Origin of the sequence: Streptomyces scabiei 87.22, assembly GCF_000091305.1 — a bacterium.
GTDB lineage: Bacteria > Actinomycetota > Actinomycetes > Streptomycetales > Streptomycetaceae > Streptomyces > Streptomyces scabiei.
Genome location: NC_013929.1, coordinates 2,048,111 through 2,067,164, shown reverse-complemented (window position 1 = coordinate 2,067,164; position 19,054 = coordinate 2,048,111). Strand labels below are relative to the sequence as shown.

Genomic DNA, 19,054 nt, shown 5'->3' with positions numbered 1-19,054 from the left:
GGCGGCGCCGACGGCCCTGCGGGTTGAAGAGGCGGCGGTGCTGCCCGCTTTCCGGGGGCCTGGCCACCGCGAGAGAGGCCCCGTCGCTTTGCGCCCGGCTGCGCGCCCTCAGCTCCCGGCGGCCGTTCCCGCGCCCGAACTCGCCAGCGCCTCCGACAGTTCCACCGCCACCTGACGCAGCACCGGCACGATCCGCTCCGTCGCCGCCTCGGTGACGCGCCCGGCGGGGCCGGAGATGGAGATGGCCGCGGCGGTGGGGGAGTCGGGGACGGAGACGGCGAGGCAACGGACGCCGATCTCCTGCTCGTTGTCGTCGACGGCGTACCCGACCCGGCGGACCTCCTCCAGGGCGCTCAGGAAGCCCTCGGGGGTGGTGATCGTCTTCTCGGTGGCGGCCGGCATGCCCGTACGGGACAGCAGCGCCCGGACCTCCTCGGCCGGGACGTCGGCGAGCAGCGCCTTGCCGACGCCGGTGGAGTGGGGCAGCACCCGGCGGCCCACCTCGGTGAACATCCGCATCGAGTGCTTGGACGGCACCTGGGCCACGTACACGATCTCGTCGCCGTCCAGGAGTGCCATGTTCGCCGTCTCGCCGGTCTCCTCCACCAGGCGCGCCAGGTAGGGCCGCGCCCAGGTGCCGAGCAGCCGGGACGCGGACTCGCCGAGGCGGATCAGGCGCGGGCCGAGGGCGTACCGCCGGTTGGACTGCTGACGGACGTAGCCGCAGACCACCAGCGTCCGCATCAGCCGGTGGATGGTCGGCAGCGGCAGCCCGCTGCTCGCGGACAGCTCGCTGAGACCCACCTCGCCGCCGGCGTCCGCCATCCGCTCCAGCAGATCGAAGGCGCGCTCCAGGGACTGGACGCCACCGGAGGACGACTTGGTGGACTCGGTGGCGCTGGCGCTGGACGTCGGCACGGGCACGGTCCTTTCGGATGGCAGGGAGGTCGCAGCCTACCGGGCAGTTCGTTGACTACTCGCTTGTGCGTCACTACGTTCTGCTCAGTGGAATTCTAATTCCGTCTTGTGGAAACATCCAGAGTGGATGCGGGCGAGGCAGAGTGGAAGGCGTGCCCTTGACGGGGTGCGGGCGGGGGTGAAAACTCCTTCAACAGAACGTTGAATTCCGTTACGCGGAAGTTAATACCGTGACGCGGAAGAGAGCAGCGGTACGGAGAGGGGTCCGGGTGTCCGAGGCTGAACTGGTGATGCGCTCGACGCGTGTCCTCACCCCCGACGGAACGCGCCCCGCCGCGGTCGCCGTCGCCGGCGGCAGGATCACGGCCGTCCTCCCGTACGACGCCGAGGTGCCGCCCGATGCCCGCCTGGAGGATCTCGGCGACCACGTCCTGCTGCCGGGCCTCGTCGACACCCACGTCCATGTGAACGACCCCGGCCGCACGCACTGGGAGGGCTTCTGGACGGCGACCCGCGCCGCGGCGGCCGGCGGCATCACCACCCTCGTCGACATGCCGCTCAACTCCCTCCCGCCGACCACCACGCCCGGCCATCTCCGCGTCAAGCGCGAGGTCGCCGCCGACAAGGCGCACATCGACGTCGGCTTCTGGGGCGGCGCCCTGCCCGACAACGTCAAGGAGCTGCGGCCGCTGCACGACGCCGGGGTCTTCGGCTTCAAGGCGTTCCTGTCCCCGTCGGGCGTGGACGAGTTCCCGCACCTGGACCGGGACGGACTCGCCCGCTCCCTGGCCGAGATCGCCGGCTTCGGGGGCCTGCTCATCGTCCACGCCGAGGACCCGCACCACCTCGACGCCGCACCCCAGCGCGGCGGCCCGCGGTACGCCGACTTCCTCGCCTCCCGCCCGCGCGACGCCGAGGACAGCGCCATCGCGACCCTCGTCGCCGAGGCCCGCCGCCTCGACGCGCGCGTCCACGTCCTGCACCTCTCCTCCGCCGACGCGCTCCCGCTGATCGCCGAGGCCAAGCGGGACGGCGTCCGCCTCACCGTCGAGACCTGCCCCCACTACCTCACCCTCACCGCCGAGGAAGTCCCGGACGGGGCCAGCGAGTTCAAGTGCTGCCCGCCCATCCGGGAGTCCGCCAACCGGGATCTGCTCTGGCAGGCCCTCGCGGACGGCACGATCGACTGCGTGGTCACCGACCACTCCCCGTCCACGGCCGACCTGAAGACCGACGACTTCGCCACCGCCTGGGGCGGCATCTCCGGCCTGCAGCTCAGCCTCGCGGCGGTCTGGACGGAGGCCCGCCGGCGCGGCCACGGCCTGGAGGACGTCGTCCGCTGGATGTCGTCGCGCACCGCCGAACTGGTCGGCCTGGACGACCGTAAGGGCGCCATCGAGGCGGGCCGCGACGCCGACTTCGCCGTCCTCGCCCCGGACGAGACCTTCACCGTCGACCCGGCCGCGCTCCACCACCGCAACCGCGTCACCGCGTACGCCGGGAAGACCCTGTACGGCGTGGTCAAGTCCACCTGGCTGCGCGGCGAACGCATCGTCGCGGACGGCGAGTTCACCGCCCCGAAGGGACAACTCCTCACCTGCACCCCCTGATCCACCCTCCGCACCCGCGGCAGGCGACCACCGAAAGGCAGACCTGATCATCGTGACGGCGCAGCAGCACTCCCCGTCGGCGGGCTTCACCGGCGACGCGAGCCCGTACGGCGGCGGCGACCCGTACGCGGACTACCGCACCGCCGACTTCCCCTTCACCCGGTACGCCGACCTCGCCGACCGCAGGCTCGGCGCCGGTGTGGTCGCCGCCAACGACGAGTTCTTCGCCCAGCGCGAGAACCTGCTGGTGCCCGAGCGCGCCGAGTTCGACCCCGAGCACTTCGGGCACAAGGGCAAGATCATGGACGGCTGGGAGACGCGCCGCCGCCGGGGTGCCTCGGCCGACCACCCCTGGCCGACGGCCGACGACCATGACTGGGCCCTGGTCCGCCTGGGCGCGCCCGGTGTGATCCGCGGGATCGTCGTCGACACGGCCCACTTCCGGGGCAACTACCCGCAGGCCGTCTCCGTCGAGGCCGCGTGTGTGGACGGGTTCCCGTCGCCGGCGGAGCTGCTGGCCGACGACGTCAAGTGGACCACCCTCGTCCCGCGCACCCCGGTCGGCGGCCACGCGGCCAACGGCTTCGAGGTCTCCGTGGAGCAGCGCTTCACCCACCTCCGCCTCAACCAGCACCCCGACGGCGGCGTCGCCCGCCTGCGGGTGTACGGCGAGGTCGTCCCCGACCCGGCCTGGCTGGCCGCCCTCGGCACCTTCGACGTGGTCGCCCTGGAGAACGGCGGCCGGGCCGAGGACGCCTCCAACCTCTTCTACTCACCCGCCACGAACACCATCCAGCCCGGCCGTGCCCGGGTGATGCACGAGTGCTGGGAGACCCGCCGGCGCCGTGACCGGGGCAACGACTGGATCCGCTACCGCCTGGCCGCCCAGTCCGAGATCCGCGCGCTGGAGATCGACACGGCGTACCTCAAGGGCAACGCGGCCGGCTGGGCCACGGTCTCGGTGCGCGACGGCGAGGACGGCGTCGACGGCGACTGGACCGAGATCCTCCCGCGCACCCGTCTACAGCCCGACACCCTGCACCGCTTCGTCCTCGACGCCCCGGTCGTGGCCACCCACGCCCGCGTCGACATCTACCCCGACGGCGGCATCTCCCGGCTGCGTCTGTTCGGCTCCCTGACACAGGAGGGCGCGACCCGTCTGTCGGCCCGCCACCAGGAACTGGGCGGCTGAGCGGCGTTGGGAAGGGCACGACTCGGCCCGCCCCGGCGGTGGCGTGTCAGCCGGACTTCCGGCCATCCGCCGCCGCGAACAGCGCGATCGCCAGGACGATCAGCGCGATGCTCACATAGATCTCGTAGCCGTCCAGGGTGCTCCACCGCTGCGTCACCCCCCACTTCAGCTTGCCGGTGAGTTCGTACACGAGACCGCCCGTGCCCTGCAGCAGGGCGAGGAACCCGAAAAACTCCAACAACTGCTTCATACAAGGGATCCTCGCCCCGCGGCGCCCGCCCGTTCATCGGCCGCGGGGCGGTGAACGCCCGACCGGAGTACCGGTCCACGGGCTCGCGGACCGCCCAAAGTCGGCCGGGCCGCTACTTTCGTCGCGTTCACCGGCGCGGGGGAGGTGGTGAGGTCCGACCCCGCGTAGATTCGTCGACCGTGAAGGGTGACAAGCCGGTGCCGGAACCCCCGGCCTTCCCCGGGCGGAGCTGGCTGTTGCCGTCGGCCCTGCTTGACGACGACCTCGCTCCCGGCACCGGTCCTGGCCAGGGCTCGGTCCCCGGCCGTCCCGGACGGCGGCCCAGGCGCACCGCGCGCGACTGGGTCGTCGACTTCTCCTGCTTCGTGCTGGCCGTGTTCATCGGTCTCCTCGGCGTGGAGGCGGTCAGGAACGAGCACGGCCTGCCGCAGATCTTCGCCGTTCTCGACCAGGTGCTGGGCGCGCTCGCCTGCGCGGCCGTCTGGCTGCGCCGCCGCTGGCCCGTCGGCCTCGCCGTGGCGATGCTCCCGGTCTGCTTCGTGTCCAACACCGCGGGCGGCGCCGGCCTCATCGCCCTCTTCACCCTCACCGTGCACCGGCCCTTCCGGTACGTGGCCTGGATCGGCGGCGTGAGCCTCCTCCTGAACCCGCTGTTCTACTGGCTGCGCCCCGACCCGGAGCTGGCCTACCCCTGGGTGGTCCTCTTCACCGTGCTCCTCACCGCCGCCACCGTCGGCTGGGGCATGTTCGTGCGCGCCAAGAGGCAGCTCATGCTGAGCTTCCGGGACCGCGCCCGGCGTGCCGAGACGGAGGCGGCGCTGCGGGCCGAACAGGCGCAACGGCTCGCCCGCGAGTCCATCGCGCGGGAGATGCACGACGTCCTGGCGCACCGCCTGACCCTGCTGAGCGTGCACGCGGGCGCCCTGGAGTTCCGGCCCGACGCGCCCCGCCCCGAGATCGTCCGCGCGGCGGGCGTCATCCGGGAGAGCGCCCACGAGGCCCTCCAGGACCTGCGGGAGATCATCGGCGTGCTGCGCGCCGGCGCACCCGACGAGGCGGGCCGTCCCCAGCCCACCCTCGCCGCGCTGGACACCCTCGTCGCCGAGTGCCGCGAGGCCGGCATGAAGGTCACCCTCGACCAGCACGTCACCGACCGCGCCGCCGTCCCCGCCTCCGTAGGCCGCACCGCCTACCGCATCGCGCAGGAGTGCCTGACCAACGCCCGCAAGCACGCCCCCGGCGCCGAGGTCACCGTCACCGTGCGGGGTGCCCCGGGCGAGGGAATCACCGTCGCCGTGCGCAACCCCGCGCCCCCGGGGGAGGTCCCGCACGTCCCCGGCTCCGGCCAGGGCCTCATCGGCCTCACCGAGCGCGCCACCCTGGCCGGGGGCCGCCTGGACCACGGCCCCGAGGCCGACGGCGGTTTCGCGGTGCGCGCGACGCTGCCCTGGGAGTGACCCCGGGGCCACACCTTCGAGCGGACCCTCCATATCGGGGTGCGCCACGCCATCTCGTCCCCCAAGATGGCCAGTTGACCCGTACGGCCGCCGAGGCACGTACGGCACACGGCACTGGAGCGTCCCGCGACCGGGACGGGAGGGGACAGCGCAGTGAGCGTCGGGGGACGGAACCCGTATCAGCCACCCTGGCCGCCACCGGGCGGACCACACCCACCGAACCCCCCATACATGCCGCCGTATCCCCCCTACGGCCCGCCGCCCACGCTCGTGCGGCGGCTGCGGGAGGACGAATGGCCGCCGCTCGGGCAGTTCCTGAGCGGACTCCGGCTGCACGGCTGCCTCTGGGCGCTGGCCGCGATGTGCGCGTGGCCGATGGTCGTCGGTCTGCTGGTGGGCTACCCGCTGGCGCGCTCGGCCCGCCGCCCCGCCCGCCGGGTCTTCCCCTCCCGCCCCCGCCACCGCACCCCGGACGACGACGTGACACGGATGCAGCGCCGACGCGCCTGGACGGCCACCCTCATGTCGCTGCTGATCCTGGCGGTGTACGGCAGACCGGAGGACGTCGACCAGGCGCAGCAGCAGTTCATGATGAGGCTGACCGTCAGCCCCTGGCTGCTGCTCCTGAGCGCGCCCGTGGTCGTCGCCGCCCTGTTCCGCTGGTCGTCGCCTGACGCGCGCCGGGCCATGCGCGCCCCGCTGCGCACCGCCGGCAGGTCCGCCCTGTGGTACGTGGGCGCCTTCACGGCGATCCCGCTCCTCGCCGGGGCGATCTACTACACCCGCACCCGCCTGGACCAGGACCTGAGCCTGTGGGTGCCTCTCGCCCTGCTGGTTCCCCTGCTCTGGGTGCTGCTGTTCGTCGTCTTCGCCACCGGGCCCGCCGTGCGCGGCGCCTTCAACACCGTCGATGTGCATCCCGCGCTCCCCGCGCTGCTCACCGGCGCCCTGGTCTGGGAGTTCTCCGCCATCAACCTCGCCGTCGGCGGACCGCCGCCGGGCCCGCCCCTGGTCCAGCTCGCCGCCCTCGTCGGCGGTCCGGCGTCGGTGACGGCCGTCGCGTGGTGGGAGATCAGCCGGCTGCGCACCCGGTACGGGGTACGCCTGCGTGCGTGAGGAGCGCCCCCCGACGCCGTCACACCCGGCGCGGCACCACCCGCTGCCCCGCCGCCCCGTACACCCAGGCGGACGCCTCGTCGATGAAGTCGCCGGGGAAGCCGACCCGGAAGGCGGTGGTCTCCTCCAGCCGGGCCAGCACCTCCTCGGGGAGGACGAGACGGGCGGCGCCCAGGTTGTCCATGAGCTGCTCGACGCGGCGGGCGCCGACGATGGGATGGACGGCGGGGGAGTGGGCCATGGTCCAGGCGATGGCGATCTGCGCCGGGGTGGCGCCGAGTTCGTCCGCGGCGCTCTGCACGGCCTCCGCGACCGCGCGCTCGCGCGCCCCGATCGCCTCGGCCGACAGCCGGGTGGTGGCGCCGGGCGCCACCCCGCCCGGGCGGGTGTACTTGCCGGACAGGACACCGTTCTGCAGGGGACTCCAGGCCGCCACCGACATGCCGAACGCCTCCGCCATCGGCAGCAGTTCGCGCTCGATGTCCCTCTCCAGCAGGCTGTACGGCACCTGCAGAGCCGACAGCGCCGACCAACCCCGCCATTCCGCCAGGGTGTTGGCGCGTGCGACCACCCAGGCCGGGGCGTCCGAGATGCCGACGTAGAGCACCTTCCCGGACCGTACGGCGTCGTCGAGGGCCCGCATCGTCTCCTCGACCGGGGTGTTCCGGTCCCAGATGTGCACCCAGTAGAGGTCGATGTAGTCGGTGCCCAGCCGGCGCAGGCTCGTCTCCAGGGACAGCGCGAGGTTCTTGCGGTGGTTGCCGGCGGCGTTGGGGTCGGTGCCGTCGCGGGAGACGGTGTACTTGGTGGACAGCACGAACCGGTCGCGCCGCCCCTTGAGCAGATCGCCCACGATCCGCTCGCTCTCCCCGCCCCGGTAGTTGACGGCCGTGTCGATCACGTTGCCGCCGGCCTCCGCGTACACGTCGAGGATCCGCGCGCACTCCTCCCGGGGCGCCCCCACCCCGCCCTGCTCCCCGAACGTCATGGCGCCCAGGAACAGCTCGGAGACGCGGAGCCCGGTCCGGCCCAGGAGTCGGTAACGCACCCAAAACCTCCGTCAGTTGAATGCCGTACCGGCCGACACTAACGGGTCGGCCGCGGCGGCGCGGCGGCTCCGGCACGGAGTGTCATTACGGTAGGACCCGCGACCGGCACGAGAGGTGCTTCATGACCGACTTCCGAACGGTGGGACGATGACCGCGATCCGACTCCTCCTCGTCGACGACGACCCCCTCGTGCGCGCCGGGCTCACGTTCATGCTGGGCGGCGCCGACGACATCGAGATCGTGGGCGAGGCCGCCGACGGCGACGAGGTGGACGCCCTCGTCGACCGCACCCGCCCGGACGTCGTCCTCATGGACATCCGGATGCCGACCGTCGACGGCCTCACCGCCACCGAGCGGCTCCGCACCCGCGCGGACGGGCCCCAGGTCGTGGTCCTCACCACCTTCCACGCCGACGACCAGGTGCTGCGCGCCCTGCGCGCGGGCGCGGCCGGTTTCGTCCTCAAGGACACCCCGCCCGCCGACATCGTCGACGCGGTGCGCCGGGTCGCGGCCGGTGACCCCGTCCTCTCGCCCGCCGTCACCCGCCGGCTCATGGCCCACGCCGCCGACGGCGCCCCCGGAACCCGCCACGACACCGCCCGTGCGCGCCTCGCCGTCCTCAACGACCGCGAACGCGAGGTCGCCGTCGCCGTCGGCCGCGGCGCCTCCAACGCCGAGATCGCCGCGGAACTCTTCCTCAGCGTCGCCACCGTCAAGACCCACGTCTCCCGCGTCCTCGCCAAACTCGGCCTCAACAACCGTGTGCAGATCGCCCTGTTGACCTACGACGCGGGACTGCCGGAGGACGACGGGCACTCCTGACCCGCCCCGGGAGTTGGACGGATGAGGGGGGAGCCATGGAACAGGAAGACGTGATCGATCTGGGGGAGTACGGGCCGGGGTTCACCGAGAACCCGCACCCCGTCTACGCCGCACTGCGCGAACGGGGGCCCGTGCACCGGGTCCGGCTGCCGAAGCCCGACGCGCACCACGAGGTCTGGCTCGTCGTGGGGTACGAGGAGGCCCGGGCGGCGCTCGCCGACCCCCGGCTGTCCAAGGACGGCTCGAAGATCGGGATGACGTTCCTCGACGAGGAGCTCATCGGCAAGTACCTGCTGGTCGCCGACCCGCCCCAGCACACCCGGCTGCGCGGGCTGATATCCCGGGAGTTCACCGGACGCCGGGTCGAGCGGCTGCGGCCGAGGATCCAGGAGATCACCGACTCGCTGCTGGACGCCATGGTGCCGCGGGGCCGCGCCGACCTCGTGGAGTCGTTCGCGTACCCGCTGCCGCTCACCGTCATCTGCGAGCTGCTCGGCGTGCCCGAGATCGACCGGGCGGCCTTCCGGAAGCTGTCCACGGAGGCGGTCGCCCCGACCAGCGGCGAGAGCGAGTACGAGGCGTTCGTCCAGCTCGCCTCCTACCTGGGGGAACTGATCGAGGACAAGCGCCGCTCGCCGCCCGCCGACGACCTGCTGAGCGCCCTGATCCGGACGACCGACGAGGACGGCGACCGCCTGTCGCCCGCCGAACTGCGCGGTATGGCCTTCATCCTCCTGGTCGCCGGCCACGAGACCACGGTCAACCTCGTCACCGGAGCCGTCCACGCGCTGCTCACCCACCCCGGACAACTCGCCGAGGTCCGCGCCGATCCGCGTCTCGTCGACGCGGTCGTGGAGGAGACCCTGCGCCACGAGGGCCCGGTGGAGAACGCGACATTCCGTTACGCCGCCGAGCCGCTGGACATCGGCGGCACCACCGTCCCGGCGGGGGACGCGGTCCTGATCGGCCTGGCCGCCGCCGACCGCGACGGCGCCCGCTATCCAGGCCCCGACGCCTTCGACCTCCACCGCGACACACGCGGCCACCTCGCCTTCGGCCACGGCATCCACTACTGCCTCGGCGCACCCCTGGCCCGCCTGGAGGCCCGAGTCGCCCTGAGATCCCTCCTGGACCGCTGCCCCGCCCTGACCCTGGACGGCCCCCCGGGCCCCTGGCTCCCGGGCATGCTGATACGAGGGGTACGCAGCCTGCCGCTCCGCTGGTGAGAGTGGTTCTCCGCGGGCCCGAAAGGCATGGGGCGCAGCCCCTGCCTTTCAGGGGCGCGGGGAACTGCGCGACCAGCCACCACCGGACCCGCGGCCGCGACACGGCACAAGCCCCCCGGACGGAGCGCACCCCGCACGCCGGAGGCAAACCGCTACTCCCGACCCCCCGCGATCTCCCCGAGGTTCACGGGCCGGTTCTCCAGCCGGGACAGCTCGCACGCCTCGGCGACCCGGAGCGCCTGGAGCGCCTCGCGCCCGTCGCAGGGGTTGGCCCGCTCCCCGCGCACCACCTCCACGAACGCACCGATCTCGGCCTCGTACGCGGCGGCGAAGCGCTCCAGGAACCCGGTCCACGGCTTGTCCGCGGGCGGCGGCCCCTTCGGCTCCGTCGACGCGACCGGCGTACGGTCGTCCAGCCCGACCACCACGGTGTCCAGCTCCCCGGCCAGCTCCAGCCGCACGTCGTACCCGGCCCCGTTCACCCGCGCCGCCGTCGCCGTCACCAGCGTGCCGTCCTCCAGGGTGAGCACGGCGGCGGCGGTGTCCAGGTCGTGCGCCTCCCGGAACATCGGGTGCCCGGCGTCCGACCCGGTGGCGTACACCGTGGTGACCTCGCGGCCCGTCACCCACCGCACGATGTCGAAGTCGTGGATCAGCGTGTCCCGGTAGATCCCGCCGGAGACCGGCAGGTACGCCGCGGGCGGCGGCGTCCGGTCGGCCGTGAGCGCCCGTACCGTGTGCAGCCGCCCGAGCCGGCCCGCGCGCACCGCCTCCCGCGCGGTGACGTAGCCGGAGTCGAAGCGCCGCTGGAACCCCATCTGCAGCACCGTCCCGGCGGCGTCGACCTCGGTCAGCGCGTTTAACGTGTTCGGCAGGTCCACGGCGATGGGTTTCTCGCAGAAGACCGGGAGACCCGAGCGTGCTGCCCGACCGATCAGTTCGCCGTGGGCCGAGGTGGCGGCCGTTATGACCACGGCGTCCACACCCCAGGTGAAGATCTCGTCCACCCCCGGCGCCACCGTCTCGCCGAGGCGTTCCGCGAGGTCGTGGGCCCGCGCCCGATCGACGTCCGTGATGATCAGAGAACCGACGTCGCGGTGGCGGCTGAGCGTGGTCGCGTGAAACGTCCCGATGCGACCCGCGCCGATGAGTCCGATGCGCATGGGAAACAAAGTGGGGTGGTACCCGCCGCTGTGTCAATGCTTTGTCCGGACAACCGAACTACGCAACTTCCCGTCATCCTGCACCGGGGCTACGCTCGGCCCGTGCCGAAACCAGAAGAGGCTCCGACCGTGTCGCTCCAGCTCAGCGTCGACCGCAGCAGTCCGGTCCCGCTCTACTTCCAGCTGTCCCAGCAGCTGGAGGCCGCGATCGAGCACGGCGAGCTGACCCCGGGCAGTCTGCTGGGCAACGAGATCGAGCTGGCGGCCCGCCTCGGCCTGTCCCGCCCGACCGTCCGCCAGGCCATCCAGTCCCTGGTCGACAAGGGCCTGCTCGTACGCCGCCGCGGCGTGGGCACCCAGGTCGTGCACAGCCAGGTCAAACGGCCCCTGGAACTGAGCAGCCTCTACGACGACCTGGAGGCCGCCGGCCAGCGCCCGGCCACGCGCGTCCTGCTCAACACCACCGTCGCCGCGTCCGCCGAGGTCGCCGCCGCCCTGGCCGTCGCGGAGGGCGGCGAAGTCCACCGGATCGAGCGACTCCGTCTGGCCCACGGCGAACCGGTGGCCTACCTCTGCAACTACCTCCCCGCCGACCTCATCGACCTCGACTCCCCCCAGCTCGAAGCCACCGGCCTCTACCGCCTCATGCGCGCCACCGGCATCACCCTGCACAGCGCACGCCAGACCATCGGCGCGAAGGCGGCCACCGCGGACGAGGCCGACCGCCTCACCGAACCCGAGGGCGCGCCCCTGCTCACCATGCAGCGCACCACCTTCGACGACACGGGCCGCGCCGTCGAATACGGCACCCACATCTACCGCGCCTCCCGCTACTCGTTCGACTTCCAGCTCCTGGTGCGGTCGTAGAAGAGGGCACCCCCTGCTTTTCAGGGGCGCGGGGAACTGCGCGGGAAGCCCCACCGGACCCGCACCCGAAAAACAACCCACGGCACCCCCCGCCCCCACGCCACACCAAGCGGAGCGCTAAGGCAGAATCGGCCCGATGAGCACTTACCGCGACTTCACCCACCGCGGCTCCGCGCGGGCCACCGTCCTGCGGACCGTGGGAACGCGCGAGCGCCGCTCCCACCTGACGGCCCCCCGCGTCCCCACCGTCGGTATCGACATCGGCGGCACGAAGGTGATGGCGGGCGTCGTGGACGCCGACGGCAACATCCTGGAGAAGCTCCGCACGGAGACCCCGGACAAGTCCAAGAGCCCCCAGGTCGTCGAGGACACCATCACGGAACTGGTCCTGGACCTCTCCGACCGGCACGACGTGCACGCCGTCGGCATCGGCGCCGCCGGCTGGGTGGACGCGGACCGCAACCGTGTCCTGTTCGCCCCCCACCTGTCCTGGCGCAACGAGCCCCTGCGCGACCGCCTCGCCGGCCGCCTGGCCGTACCCGTCCTCGTCGACAACGACGCCAACGCCGCCGCCTGGGCGGAGTGGCGGTTCGGCGCCGGCCGCGACGAGGACCACCTGGTCATGATCACCCTCGGTACCGGTATCGGCGGCGCGATCCTGGAGGACGGCCAGGTCAAGCGCGGCAAGTTCGGGGTCGCGGGCGAGTTCGGTCATATGCAGGTCGTGCCCGGCGGCCACCGCTGCCCGTGCGGCAACCGCGGCTGCTGGGAGCAGTACAGCTCGGGGAACGCCCTGGTCAGGGAGGCCCGCGAACTCGCGGCGGCCGACTCCCCGGTGGCGTACGGGATCATCGAGCACGTCAAGGGGAACATCGGGGACATCACCGGCCCGATGATCACCGAGCTGGCCCGTGAGGGCGACGCGATGTGCATCGAGCTGCTCCAGGACATCGGCCAGTGGCTCGGCGTCGGCATCGCCAACCTCGCCGCCGCCCTCGACCCCTCCTGCTTCGTCATCGGCGGCGGTGTCTCGGCCGCCGACGACCTGCTGATCGGCCCCGCCCGGGACGCCTTCCGCCGCCACCTCACCGGCCGCGGCTACCGCCCCGAGGCCCGGATCGCCCGCGCCCAGCTCGGGCCCGAGGCCGGCATGGTGGGCGCCGCAGACCTCGCCAGACTCGTCGCCCGCCGCTTCCGCCGCGCCAACCGGCGCCGGGTGGAACGGTACGAGCGCTATGCGAGGTACGTGGAGGCCCGCCGCACCACCCAGGACACCGCGTGACCACGTCGGTGCCGCGCCAGGGCTCCTCCCCGGAGGAGCCGGAGCGGCCCCCCGAGGACCGCAGGCACCGCAACCGCCGCCGGGCGATCACCCTGGCGATCATCGTGCTGCTCATCGGCGTACCCGCCGGCTATCTGGTGATCTCCGCCAACCAGAGCCGCGACAGCGGCAAGGACAAGGAGGAGAAGTACTCGGCGACCGGCCTCACCGCCCACTGGCCCTCCCTGGTCCAGCGGCGCCTCTACCAGGTGCCGATCCCGCCGTACTCCAAGCACGTCGCCTACTACGAGACGAACAACTGGCGGACCAGCCGCCTCTACGTGCAGTTCTACACGAGCAACGAGGGCCTGGAGAGCTTCCTGAACCAGATCGGCACCAGCACCGCCGACCTGAAGAAGGACAAGATGGCTATCAACGCCCGCGACCGGGGGATCGTCGGCTGGGACTTCACCGGCGTCGGCCCCTGGTACGGCCTCGTCAGCGACCGGAAGAACCCCGCCCCCACCCACGACATCGTCGTGAACCGCACCGACCCGAACCATCCGATGGTGTACGTGGTCTCACGCACCGTGCCCTGACCTGCACGGACACCGCCGCGGGCGGGCCGTCGCCCGCTCGCCGCGACCGATTGTCGGACCCCGCCCGTAGAGTCGGAGGCAGTGATCGGAGCCGCACCCCGGGCGGCTCCACCGACCGAAGGCGGGGTGACCGGACCCATGGGGGACACCGCCGTTCCCGGCACCGACGCCGGCCCCGCCCCCACGCGCCCGGCCGTCCCCGTCCGGCTGGCCGCCGTCTTCCTCCCGGCCCCGCTGCCCCGCCACGGACGGTTCGCGTTCTGGGACCCGGAGGGCGACGCACCGCCACCGGGCGACACCGAGGACCTCACGGTCGTACGGCAGCACGGCTCCGGAGCCCGCAGAGGCACCGTCCCCGCCGTCCGCCTGACCATCGGCGAAGCCCTCCCCCTGCTCACCCGCGCCCGCCGCGACCCCGCCGCCCACGCCGCCACGGCCTGCTGGGGCGCGGCCGCGCTGCACGCGCTGCGCCTGGTCGCCCGGGGCCGCCTGCTGCCCGGGCTGACCGCCGAGGGGTACGACGCCTGGCGCGCGGGTCCGCTCGACCCGGACGACATCGCGCACCTCAGGGCCGTCGCCGCCGCCCTGCCCCCCGAGGGCCACGCGGTCCCGCTGCCCGGCAGGGGCCCGCTGCGGCTGCCCGAGCCGGAGCCCCTGGTGCGGTCCTTCCTGGACGCGGTCGCCGACACCCTGCCCCGCGGCCCGGCGGCGCCGTACGTCTGCGGGAAACCCTTCGCCGCGCAGGCCGGACAGCGGCTGCCGCGGGCCCGTGACTGGGCGGCCGAGGTCGCCGCCGGCATGGACGCGGGCGTCCGCGTCTCCCTGCGCCTGGACCTCGCGGCGCACGACCTCTTCGACGACAGCGAAGGCGCCTCGCGGGCGGGCGCGGCGGTCGTCCAGGTGCACAGCCTCGCCGACCCCACGCTCGTCGCCGACGCCGCCGCCCTGTGGTCGGGGGACGCGGACGCGGCGTTCGGACCCCGCGCGCGCGTGGACGCGGCCCTCGCCGTCCGGCGCGCCGCCCGCGTCTGGCCGCCGCTGGACCGCCTCTGCGAACAGGACGTCCCCGATGTCCTCGCCCTCTCCGAGGACGAGCTGTCCGACCTGCTGGGCGTCGCCGCGACCCGGCTCGCGGCGGCCGGCGTCGCCGTGCACTGGCCCCGGGACCTGGCCCACGACCTGAGCGCCCGCGCCGAGGTCCACCCGGCCCCCGGCTCCGCCACGGACGGCACCGGCTTCTTCGAGGGCGAGGAGCTGCTGCGCTTCCGCTGGCAGCTGGCGCTCGGCGGCGACCCGCTCACCGAGGCCGAGATGGACGTCCTCGCCGAGGCCCACCGCCCGATCGTGCGCCTGCGCGACCAGTGGGTCCTCGTCGACCCGGCCCTCGTCCGCAAGGCCCGCAAACGCGAACTGGGCCTGCTCGACCCGGTGGACGCCCTGTCCGTGGCCCTCACCGGCCGGACGGAGGTCGACGGCGAGACGGTGGAGGCGGTACCGGTCGGCGCGCTGGCGGCACTCCGCGACCGCCTGACGGCCGGTGTCGGCCCGGTCGACCCGCCTCCCGGCCTGCGTGCCACCCTGCGCGACTACCAGCTCCGGGGCCTGGCCTGGCTGGACCTCATGACCTCCCTCGGCCTCGGCGGCTGCCTCGCCGACGACATGGGCCTCGGCAAGACGATCACGGTCATCGCCCTGCACCTGCGCCGGGCCCGTCCGGAACCCACGCTGGTCGTCTGTCCCGCCTCCCTGCTGGGCAACTGGCAGCGCGAGATCGCCCGCTTCGCCCCCGGAGTGCCCGTGCGCCGCTTCCACGGCCCCGACCGCACCCTGGACGACCTCGCCGGCGGCTTCGTCCTCACCACCTACGGCACCATGCGCTCCACCGCCCCGCGCCTCGCCCAGCAGGAGTGGGGCATGGTCGTCGCCGACGAGGCCCAGCACGTCAAGAACCCCTACTCGGCGACGGCGAAGGCCCTGCGTACGATCCCGGCGCCCGCGCGCGTGGCCCTGACCGGCACCCCGGTCGAGAACAACCTCTCCGAACTGTGGGCCCTGCTCGACTGGACCACACCGGGGCTCCTCGGCCCGTTGAAGTCGTTCCGCGCGCGCCACGCCCGCGCCGTGGAGAACGGCGAGAACCCCGGCCACGACGAGGCGGTCACCCGTCTCGCCCGGCTGGTCCGCCCCTTCCTGCTGCGCCGCAAGAAGTCCGACCCGGGCATCGTCCCCGAACTCCCGCCCAAGACGGAGACCGACCACCCGGTCCCCCTCACCCGTGAACAGGCCGCGCTCTACGAGGCCGTGGTCCGCGAGTCGCTGCTCGCCATCGAGACGGCGGACGGCATGGCCCGCCGGGGTCTGGTCCTGAAACTCCTGGGCGCCCTGAAGCAGATCTGCGACCATCCGGCGCTGTATCTGAAGGAGGAGCCGGCCACCGCCACCGGAGAACGGTTCGTAGGCCGGTCCGGCAAACTGGCCCTGCTGGACGAGCTGTTGGACACACTGCTCTCCGAGGACGGCTCCGCGCTGGTCTTCACCCAGTACGTCGGCATGGCCCGCCTGATCACCGCGCACCTCGCCGCCCGCGCGGTCCCGGTCGAGCTGTTGCACGGCGGTACGCCGGTCACCGAGCGCGAACACATGGTGGACCGCTTCCAGAGCGGGGCGACACCCGTCCTCGTCCTGTCCCTGAAGGCGGCCGGCACCGGACTGAACCTCACGCGGGCCGGTCATGTCGTCCACTTCGACCGCTGGTGGAACCCGGCCGTCGAGGAACAGGCCACCGACCGCGCCTACCGGATCGGCCAGACCCAGCCCGTCCAGGTGCACCGCCTCATCACCGAGGGCACGGTCGAGGACCGCATCGCCGAGATGCTGGAGTCGAAGCGGGCCCTCTCCGACGCCGTCCTCGGCTCCGGCGAGGCGGCGCTCACCGAGCTGACGGACCGGGAGCTGACCGACCTGGTGTCGTTGCGGAGGCAGACATGAGCGGGGGAGAGGAGACGCCCGCCGAGGCCCAGGGGTCGGATTCTGCGACCGGGGCCCGGCCCGCCGACACGGCCCGCCCCGCCGACGTCGTCCGCCGGGCGCTGCGCGCGGCGCGGGAGCGGGACAGGTACACCGCCGGCGCGGACGACCCGGACGCTCCGGGCGCTTCGGCGCCCGTGACGGAGAGCACGCCGTCCGGGGCCCGGACGGCTCGTCGGACTCCCGCCCGGCCGGGTGACGTGGCGCGGGAGGCGTTGCGCAGGGCCGCGGAATCCCGGACGGGGGGTCCGCAGGACCCGGCGCCGGAGCGCGAGGACGCGCTGGAGCCGGCGGAGCGTGCGTCCGCCGCCCCGGGGAGCCCCCGAGTCGACGACGGGCCCGGTCCGGGCGCTTCGCCCGGGAAGACGGGCAGGCCCGCGGCTCGCCCCGGCGACATCGCCCGCGAGGCCCTGCGGGCCGCCCGCGAGGCCACCGTCCGGGCCCGCGCCGAGGCGGAGGCCGCGCGCGCCGAGAACGTCGACAGCGAGGACCGGGACGCGCGGCGCGCGACGCCGCCGCCCGACCGGGCTCCGGCGCCCCGTACGCCCGACGGGCCCGAACTCCCCTCGGAAGTAACCGAGTCGATGTCCCCCGACACGTGGCCGCAATCCGGCACGGCCTCCACGGCCTCCACGGCCTCCACGGCGGCCCCGGCCTCCACGGCGGCCCCGGTCGCGCGGGACCGGGAGGCGGCGGGCCCCGGCACGACAGCCGGGAAGGCGGCTCCTGCGGATCAACTGGGCCCGAACTCCGCGCCGCACAACCCCGGTTCGGCGGGGGGCGGTCCCCCTCAGTCACTGTCGCCGCGCCCCCCGGCCCCACCGGCAGGCGGCCCCTCCGCCCGCCCGGCGCACCCCTCGGCGGTACCCGACCCCGGCCCGAATCCCGACCCCGACCGGCCGTCTCTCCTGGGTCCGGACACCGGCCTCCCCGCGGCCCCCCGTGTCCCCCGCACCATGGGCGCCCCCTCCCGGGACGGTGAACTGCGGCGTACCTTCCGTCCGTTCCCCCCACGCCCCACGGCCGGGGAGGCGTTCGCGGAGAGCTGGTGGGGCAATGCCTGGGTGACCGCGCTGGAGGAAGGCGCGCTCGACCCCGCACGGCTGGCGCGGGGGCGGACCTACGCGGACCAGGGCCGGGTGGACGCGATCACGGTGACACCCGGGCTGGTGCTGGCATACGTGCACGGCAGCAGGGCGCGGCCGTACCGGGTGCAACTGCGGCTGCGGACCCTGGACGCCGACGAGTGGGACCGCTTCCTGGACGCGGCGGCGGAGCAGCCCGCCCACATCGCCGCGCTGCTGGACAAGGAACTGCCCCCCGCCCTGGCGGGGCCGGGGCCCGGCGCGGGCCGGGGCACGCGTCTGCTGCCCGGCGCCGGCGAGCTGGAACCCCGGTGCAGCTGCCCCGACTTCGGGCACCCCTGCAAGCACGCGGCGGCACTCTGCTACCAGGCCGCGCGGCTGCTGGACGAGGACCCGTTCGTACTGCTGCTGTTGCGGGGGCGGGGCGAGCGGGACCTGCTCGACGCCCTGTCCCGGCGGAACGCGGCCCGTGCCGCCCGCGCCGCGCAGGAACAGGGGCACGAGCCTGCGGCGTTCCCGGGGGTCCGGGCCCGTGACGCCCTCGCGCCGCGCGCCCTCCCCCCACTGCCCGCCCCCCTGCCCCCGCCGCCGCACCCGGAGCAGCCGCCGGTGTACCCGGGCGCGCCCGGCGGACCGGACCCCTTCGCGCTGGACCAGCTGGCCACCGACGCGGCCGCCCGCGCCCACGCGCTGCTCACCACGGGACGCGACCCGGTGGCCGAACTGACGCTGTGGCAGGACGCGGTCCGGCTCGCCGCCGCCCGCCCCGGCTCCGGTCTCACCGCCGCGACCCGGGCCCTGTACGCGTCGCTGGCCGCGGCCACCGGCCGCACCCCGGCCGACCTGGCCCGCGCGGTCGCCGCCTGGCGACAGGGCGGTCCGGAAGGGCTGACCGTCATGGAGGAGCCCTGGGACCCGCCGGCCGGCCGCTTCGACCGCGCCCGCCCCTCGCTGCGCGCCGCGGACCTCCCGGCCTTCCGCCCCTGGCGCAACCACCTCACCCACCCCCGCGGCCACATCCAGCTCCGCCTCGGCCGCGACGGCCTGTGGTACGCGTACGAGTCCGAACCGGGCCACGACGACTGGTGGCCGAGAGGCACCCCGGACCTCGACCCGGTCGGCGCCCTGACCGGGCTCGGGGCCTCCGACGACTGACGGGCCGCCCGGCGCCGGAGGGACGACCCGCGCCCCTCCCCGGGCAGTGGCGGGACAGCGGCGCGCACCGCGGGACACGCGCCGCGCGACACGCGGGGACATTTGTTCGACGCCCTGGCCCGGCGCGCCGCGCGCGCCGCGCGCCCGCCCGGTGACCTGCGCTCAGGTGAAGACGATGTGAGAGTTGCCCGCTGATGTTCGGGAGCCGTCCGGGCCGATTCGGGGGCCCGGGGCCGAGCACCCGGCCGGGGACGTTA

At 74.0% G+C, this 19,054-nt stretch carries 15 protein-coding genes; 11 read left to right on the top strand and 4 right to left on the bottom strand.

The features are described from left to right. Positions 1-108: 108 nt before the first annotated feature. Positions 109-918 carry an IclR family transcriptional regulator gene (locus SCAB_RS08665; protein ID WP_012999684.1) on the bottom strand — a complete coding sequence of 270 codons (810 nt, stop codon included), beginning with the start codon at positions 916-918 and terminating at the stop codon, positions 109-111. A gap of 269 nt (positions 919-1,187) precedes the next feature. Here SCAB_RS08665 and allB point away from each other — a divergent pair, with 269 nt between their 5' ends. Both allB and alc read left to right on the top strand, forming a co-directional pair. Further along, positions 1,188-2,528: an allantoinase AllB gene (allB, locus tag SCAB_RS08660; RefSeq protein WP_012999683.1), complete on the top strand. Its 1,341-nt coding sequence runs from the start codon at positions 1,188-1,190 to the stop codon at positions 2,526-2,528. 52 nt (positions 2,529-2,580) lie between these two features. Continuing rightward, the gene (alc, locus tag SCAB_RS08655) at positions 2,581-3,720 is read left to right on the top strand and encodes an allantoicase (RefSeq protein ID WP_012999682.1); all 1,140 of its coding nucleotides are present in this window, start codon (positions 2,581-2,583) and stop codon (positions 3,718-3,720) included. 46 nt (positions 3,721-3,766) lie between these two features. Here alc and SCAB_RS08650 read toward each other — a convergent pair whose 3' ends face one another. Beyond that, complete coding sequence (locus SCAB_RS08650; protein WP_012999681.1) at positions 3,767-3,970, bottom strand: hypothetical protein; 204 nt, start codon at positions 3,968-3,970, stop codon at positions 3,767-3,769. A gap of 179 nt (positions 3,971-4,149) precedes the next feature. Here SCAB_RS08650 and SCAB_RS08645 point away from each other — a divergent pair, with 179 nt between their 5' ends. Continuing rightward, positions 4,150-5,427, top strand: coding sequence for a sensor histidine kinase (locus tag SCAB_RS08645; protein WP_012999680.1), 1,278 nt, complete (start codon positions 4,150-4,152; stop codon positions 5,425-5,427). A 270-nt stretch (positions 5,428-5,697) separates the two neighbouring features. Then, positions 5,698-6,543: a hypothetical protein gene (locus tag SCAB_RS08640; RefSeq protein WP_012999679.1), complete on the top strand. Its 846-nt coding sequence runs from the start codon at positions 5,698-5,700 to the stop codon at positions 6,541-6,543. A gap of 19 nt (positions 6,544-6,562) precedes the next feature. Here SCAB_RS08640 and SCAB_RS08635 read toward each other — a convergent pair whose 3' ends face one another. Next, a complete protein-coding gene (locus SCAB_RS08635) occupies positions 6,563-7,591 on the bottom strand; it encodes an aldo/keto reductase (protein WP_012999678.1) in 1,029 nt (342 codons plus the stop codon). 148 nt (positions 7,592-7,739) lie between these two features. Between SCAB_RS08635 and SCAB_RS08630 the strand changes: the two genes are divergently transcribed. Continuing rightward, positions 7,740-8,414: a response regulator gene (locus SCAB_RS08630; RefSeq protein ID WP_037724231.1), complete on the top strand. Its 675-nt coding sequence runs from the start codon at positions 7,740-7,742 to the stop codon at positions 8,412-8,414. A gap of 35 nt (positions 8,415-8,449) precedes the next feature. Further along, the gene (locus SCAB_RS08625) at positions 8,450-9,640 is read left to right on the top strand and encodes a cytochrome P450 family protein (RefSeq protein ID WP_012999676.1); all 1,191 of its coding nucleotides are present in this window, start codon (positions 8,450-8,452) and stop codon (positions 9,638-9,640) included. A 152-nt stretch (positions 9,641-9,792) separates the two neighbouring features. Here SCAB_RS08625 and SCAB_RS08620 read toward each other — a convergent pair whose 3' ends face one another. After that, the gene (locus SCAB_RS08620; protein ID WP_012999675.1) at positions 9,793-10,803 is read right to left on the bottom strand and encodes a Gfo/Idh/MocA family protein; all 1,011 of its coding nucleotides are present in this window, start codon (positions 10,801-10,803) and stop codon (positions 9,793-9,795) included. A 129-nt stretch (positions 10,804-10,932) separates the two neighbouring features. Here SCAB_RS08620 and SCAB_RS08615 point away from each other — a divergent pair, with 129 nt between their 5' ends. The 5 genes from SCAB_RS08615 to SCAB_RS43700 all read left to right on the top strand — a co-directional run bounded on the left by SCAB_RS08615 (position 10,933) and on the right by SCAB_RS43700 (position 18,797). Beyond that, complete coding sequence (locus SCAB_RS08615; protein WP_012999674.1) at positions 10,933-11,670, top strand: GntR family transcriptional regulator; 738 nt, start codon at positions 10,933-10,935, stop codon at positions 11,668-11,670. A gap of 136 nt (positions 11,671-11,806) precedes the next feature. Continuing rightward, positions 11,807-12,952 (top strand): ROK family glucokinase, encoded by a 1,146-nt coding sequence (locus SCAB_RS08610; RefSeq protein ID WP_012999673.1) that lies wholly within the window; start codon positions 11,807-11,809, stop codon positions 12,950-12,952. After that, a complete protein-coding gene (locus tag SCAB_RS08605; RefSeq protein ID WP_012999672.1) occupies positions 12,949-13,530 on the top strand; it encodes a hypothetical protein in 582 nt (193 codons plus the stop codon). The genes SCAB_RS08610 and SCAB_RS08605 overlap by 4 nt, the downstream gene beginning before the upstream one ends. 138 nt (positions 13,531-13,668) lie before the next feature. Continuing rightward, positions 13,669-16,518: a DEAD/DEAH box helicase gene (locus SCAB_RS08600; RefSeq protein ID WP_041670448.1), complete on the top strand. Its 2,850-nt coding sequence runs from the start codon at positions 13,669-13,671 to the stop codon at positions 16,516-16,518. After that, positions 16,515-18,797, top strand: a complete 2,283-nt coding sequence (locus SCAB_RS43700; RefSeq protein WP_012999670.1) for an SWIM zinc finger family protein — start codon at positions 16,515-16,517, stop codon at positions 18,795-18,797. Before SCAB_RS08600 ends, SCAB_RS43700 begins: the two co-directional genes overlap by 4 nt. Positions 18,798-19,054: the final 257 nt, after the last annotated feature.

What these genes read in the sequence shown, in the direction of transcription:
- SCAB_RS08650 (WP_012999681.1), bottom strand. Translation starts at nt 3,970, where the DNA reads ATGAAGCAGTTGTTGGAGTTTTTCGGGTTCCTCGCCCTGCTGCAGGGC.
- SCAB_RS08630 (WP_037724231.1), top strand. Translation starts at nt 7,740, where the DNA reads ATGACCGCGATCCGACTCCTCCTCGTCGACGACGACCCCCTCGTGCGC.
- SCAB_RS08625 (WP_012999676.1), top strand. Translation starts at nt 8,450, where the DNA reads ATGGAACAGGAAGACGTGATCGATCTGGGGGAGTACGGGCCGGGGTTC.
- SCAB_RS08620 (WP_012999675.1), bottom strand. Translation starts at nt 10,803, where the DNA reads ATGCGCATCGGACTCATCGGCGCGGGTCGCATCGGGACGTTTCACGCG.
- SCAB_RS08610 (WP_012999673.1), top strand. Translation starts at nt 11,807, where the DNA reads ATGAGCACTTACCGCGACTTCACCCACCGCGGCTCCGCGCGGGCCACC.
- SCAB_RS08600 (WP_041670448.1), top strand. Translation starts at nt 13,669, where the DNA reads ATGGGGGACACCGCCGTTCCCGGCACCGACGCCGGCCCCGCCCCCACG.
- SCAB_RS43700 (WP_012999670.1), top strand. Translation starts at nt 16,515, where the DNA reads ATGAGCGGGGGAGAGGAGACGCCCGCCGAGGCCCAGGGGTCGGATTCT.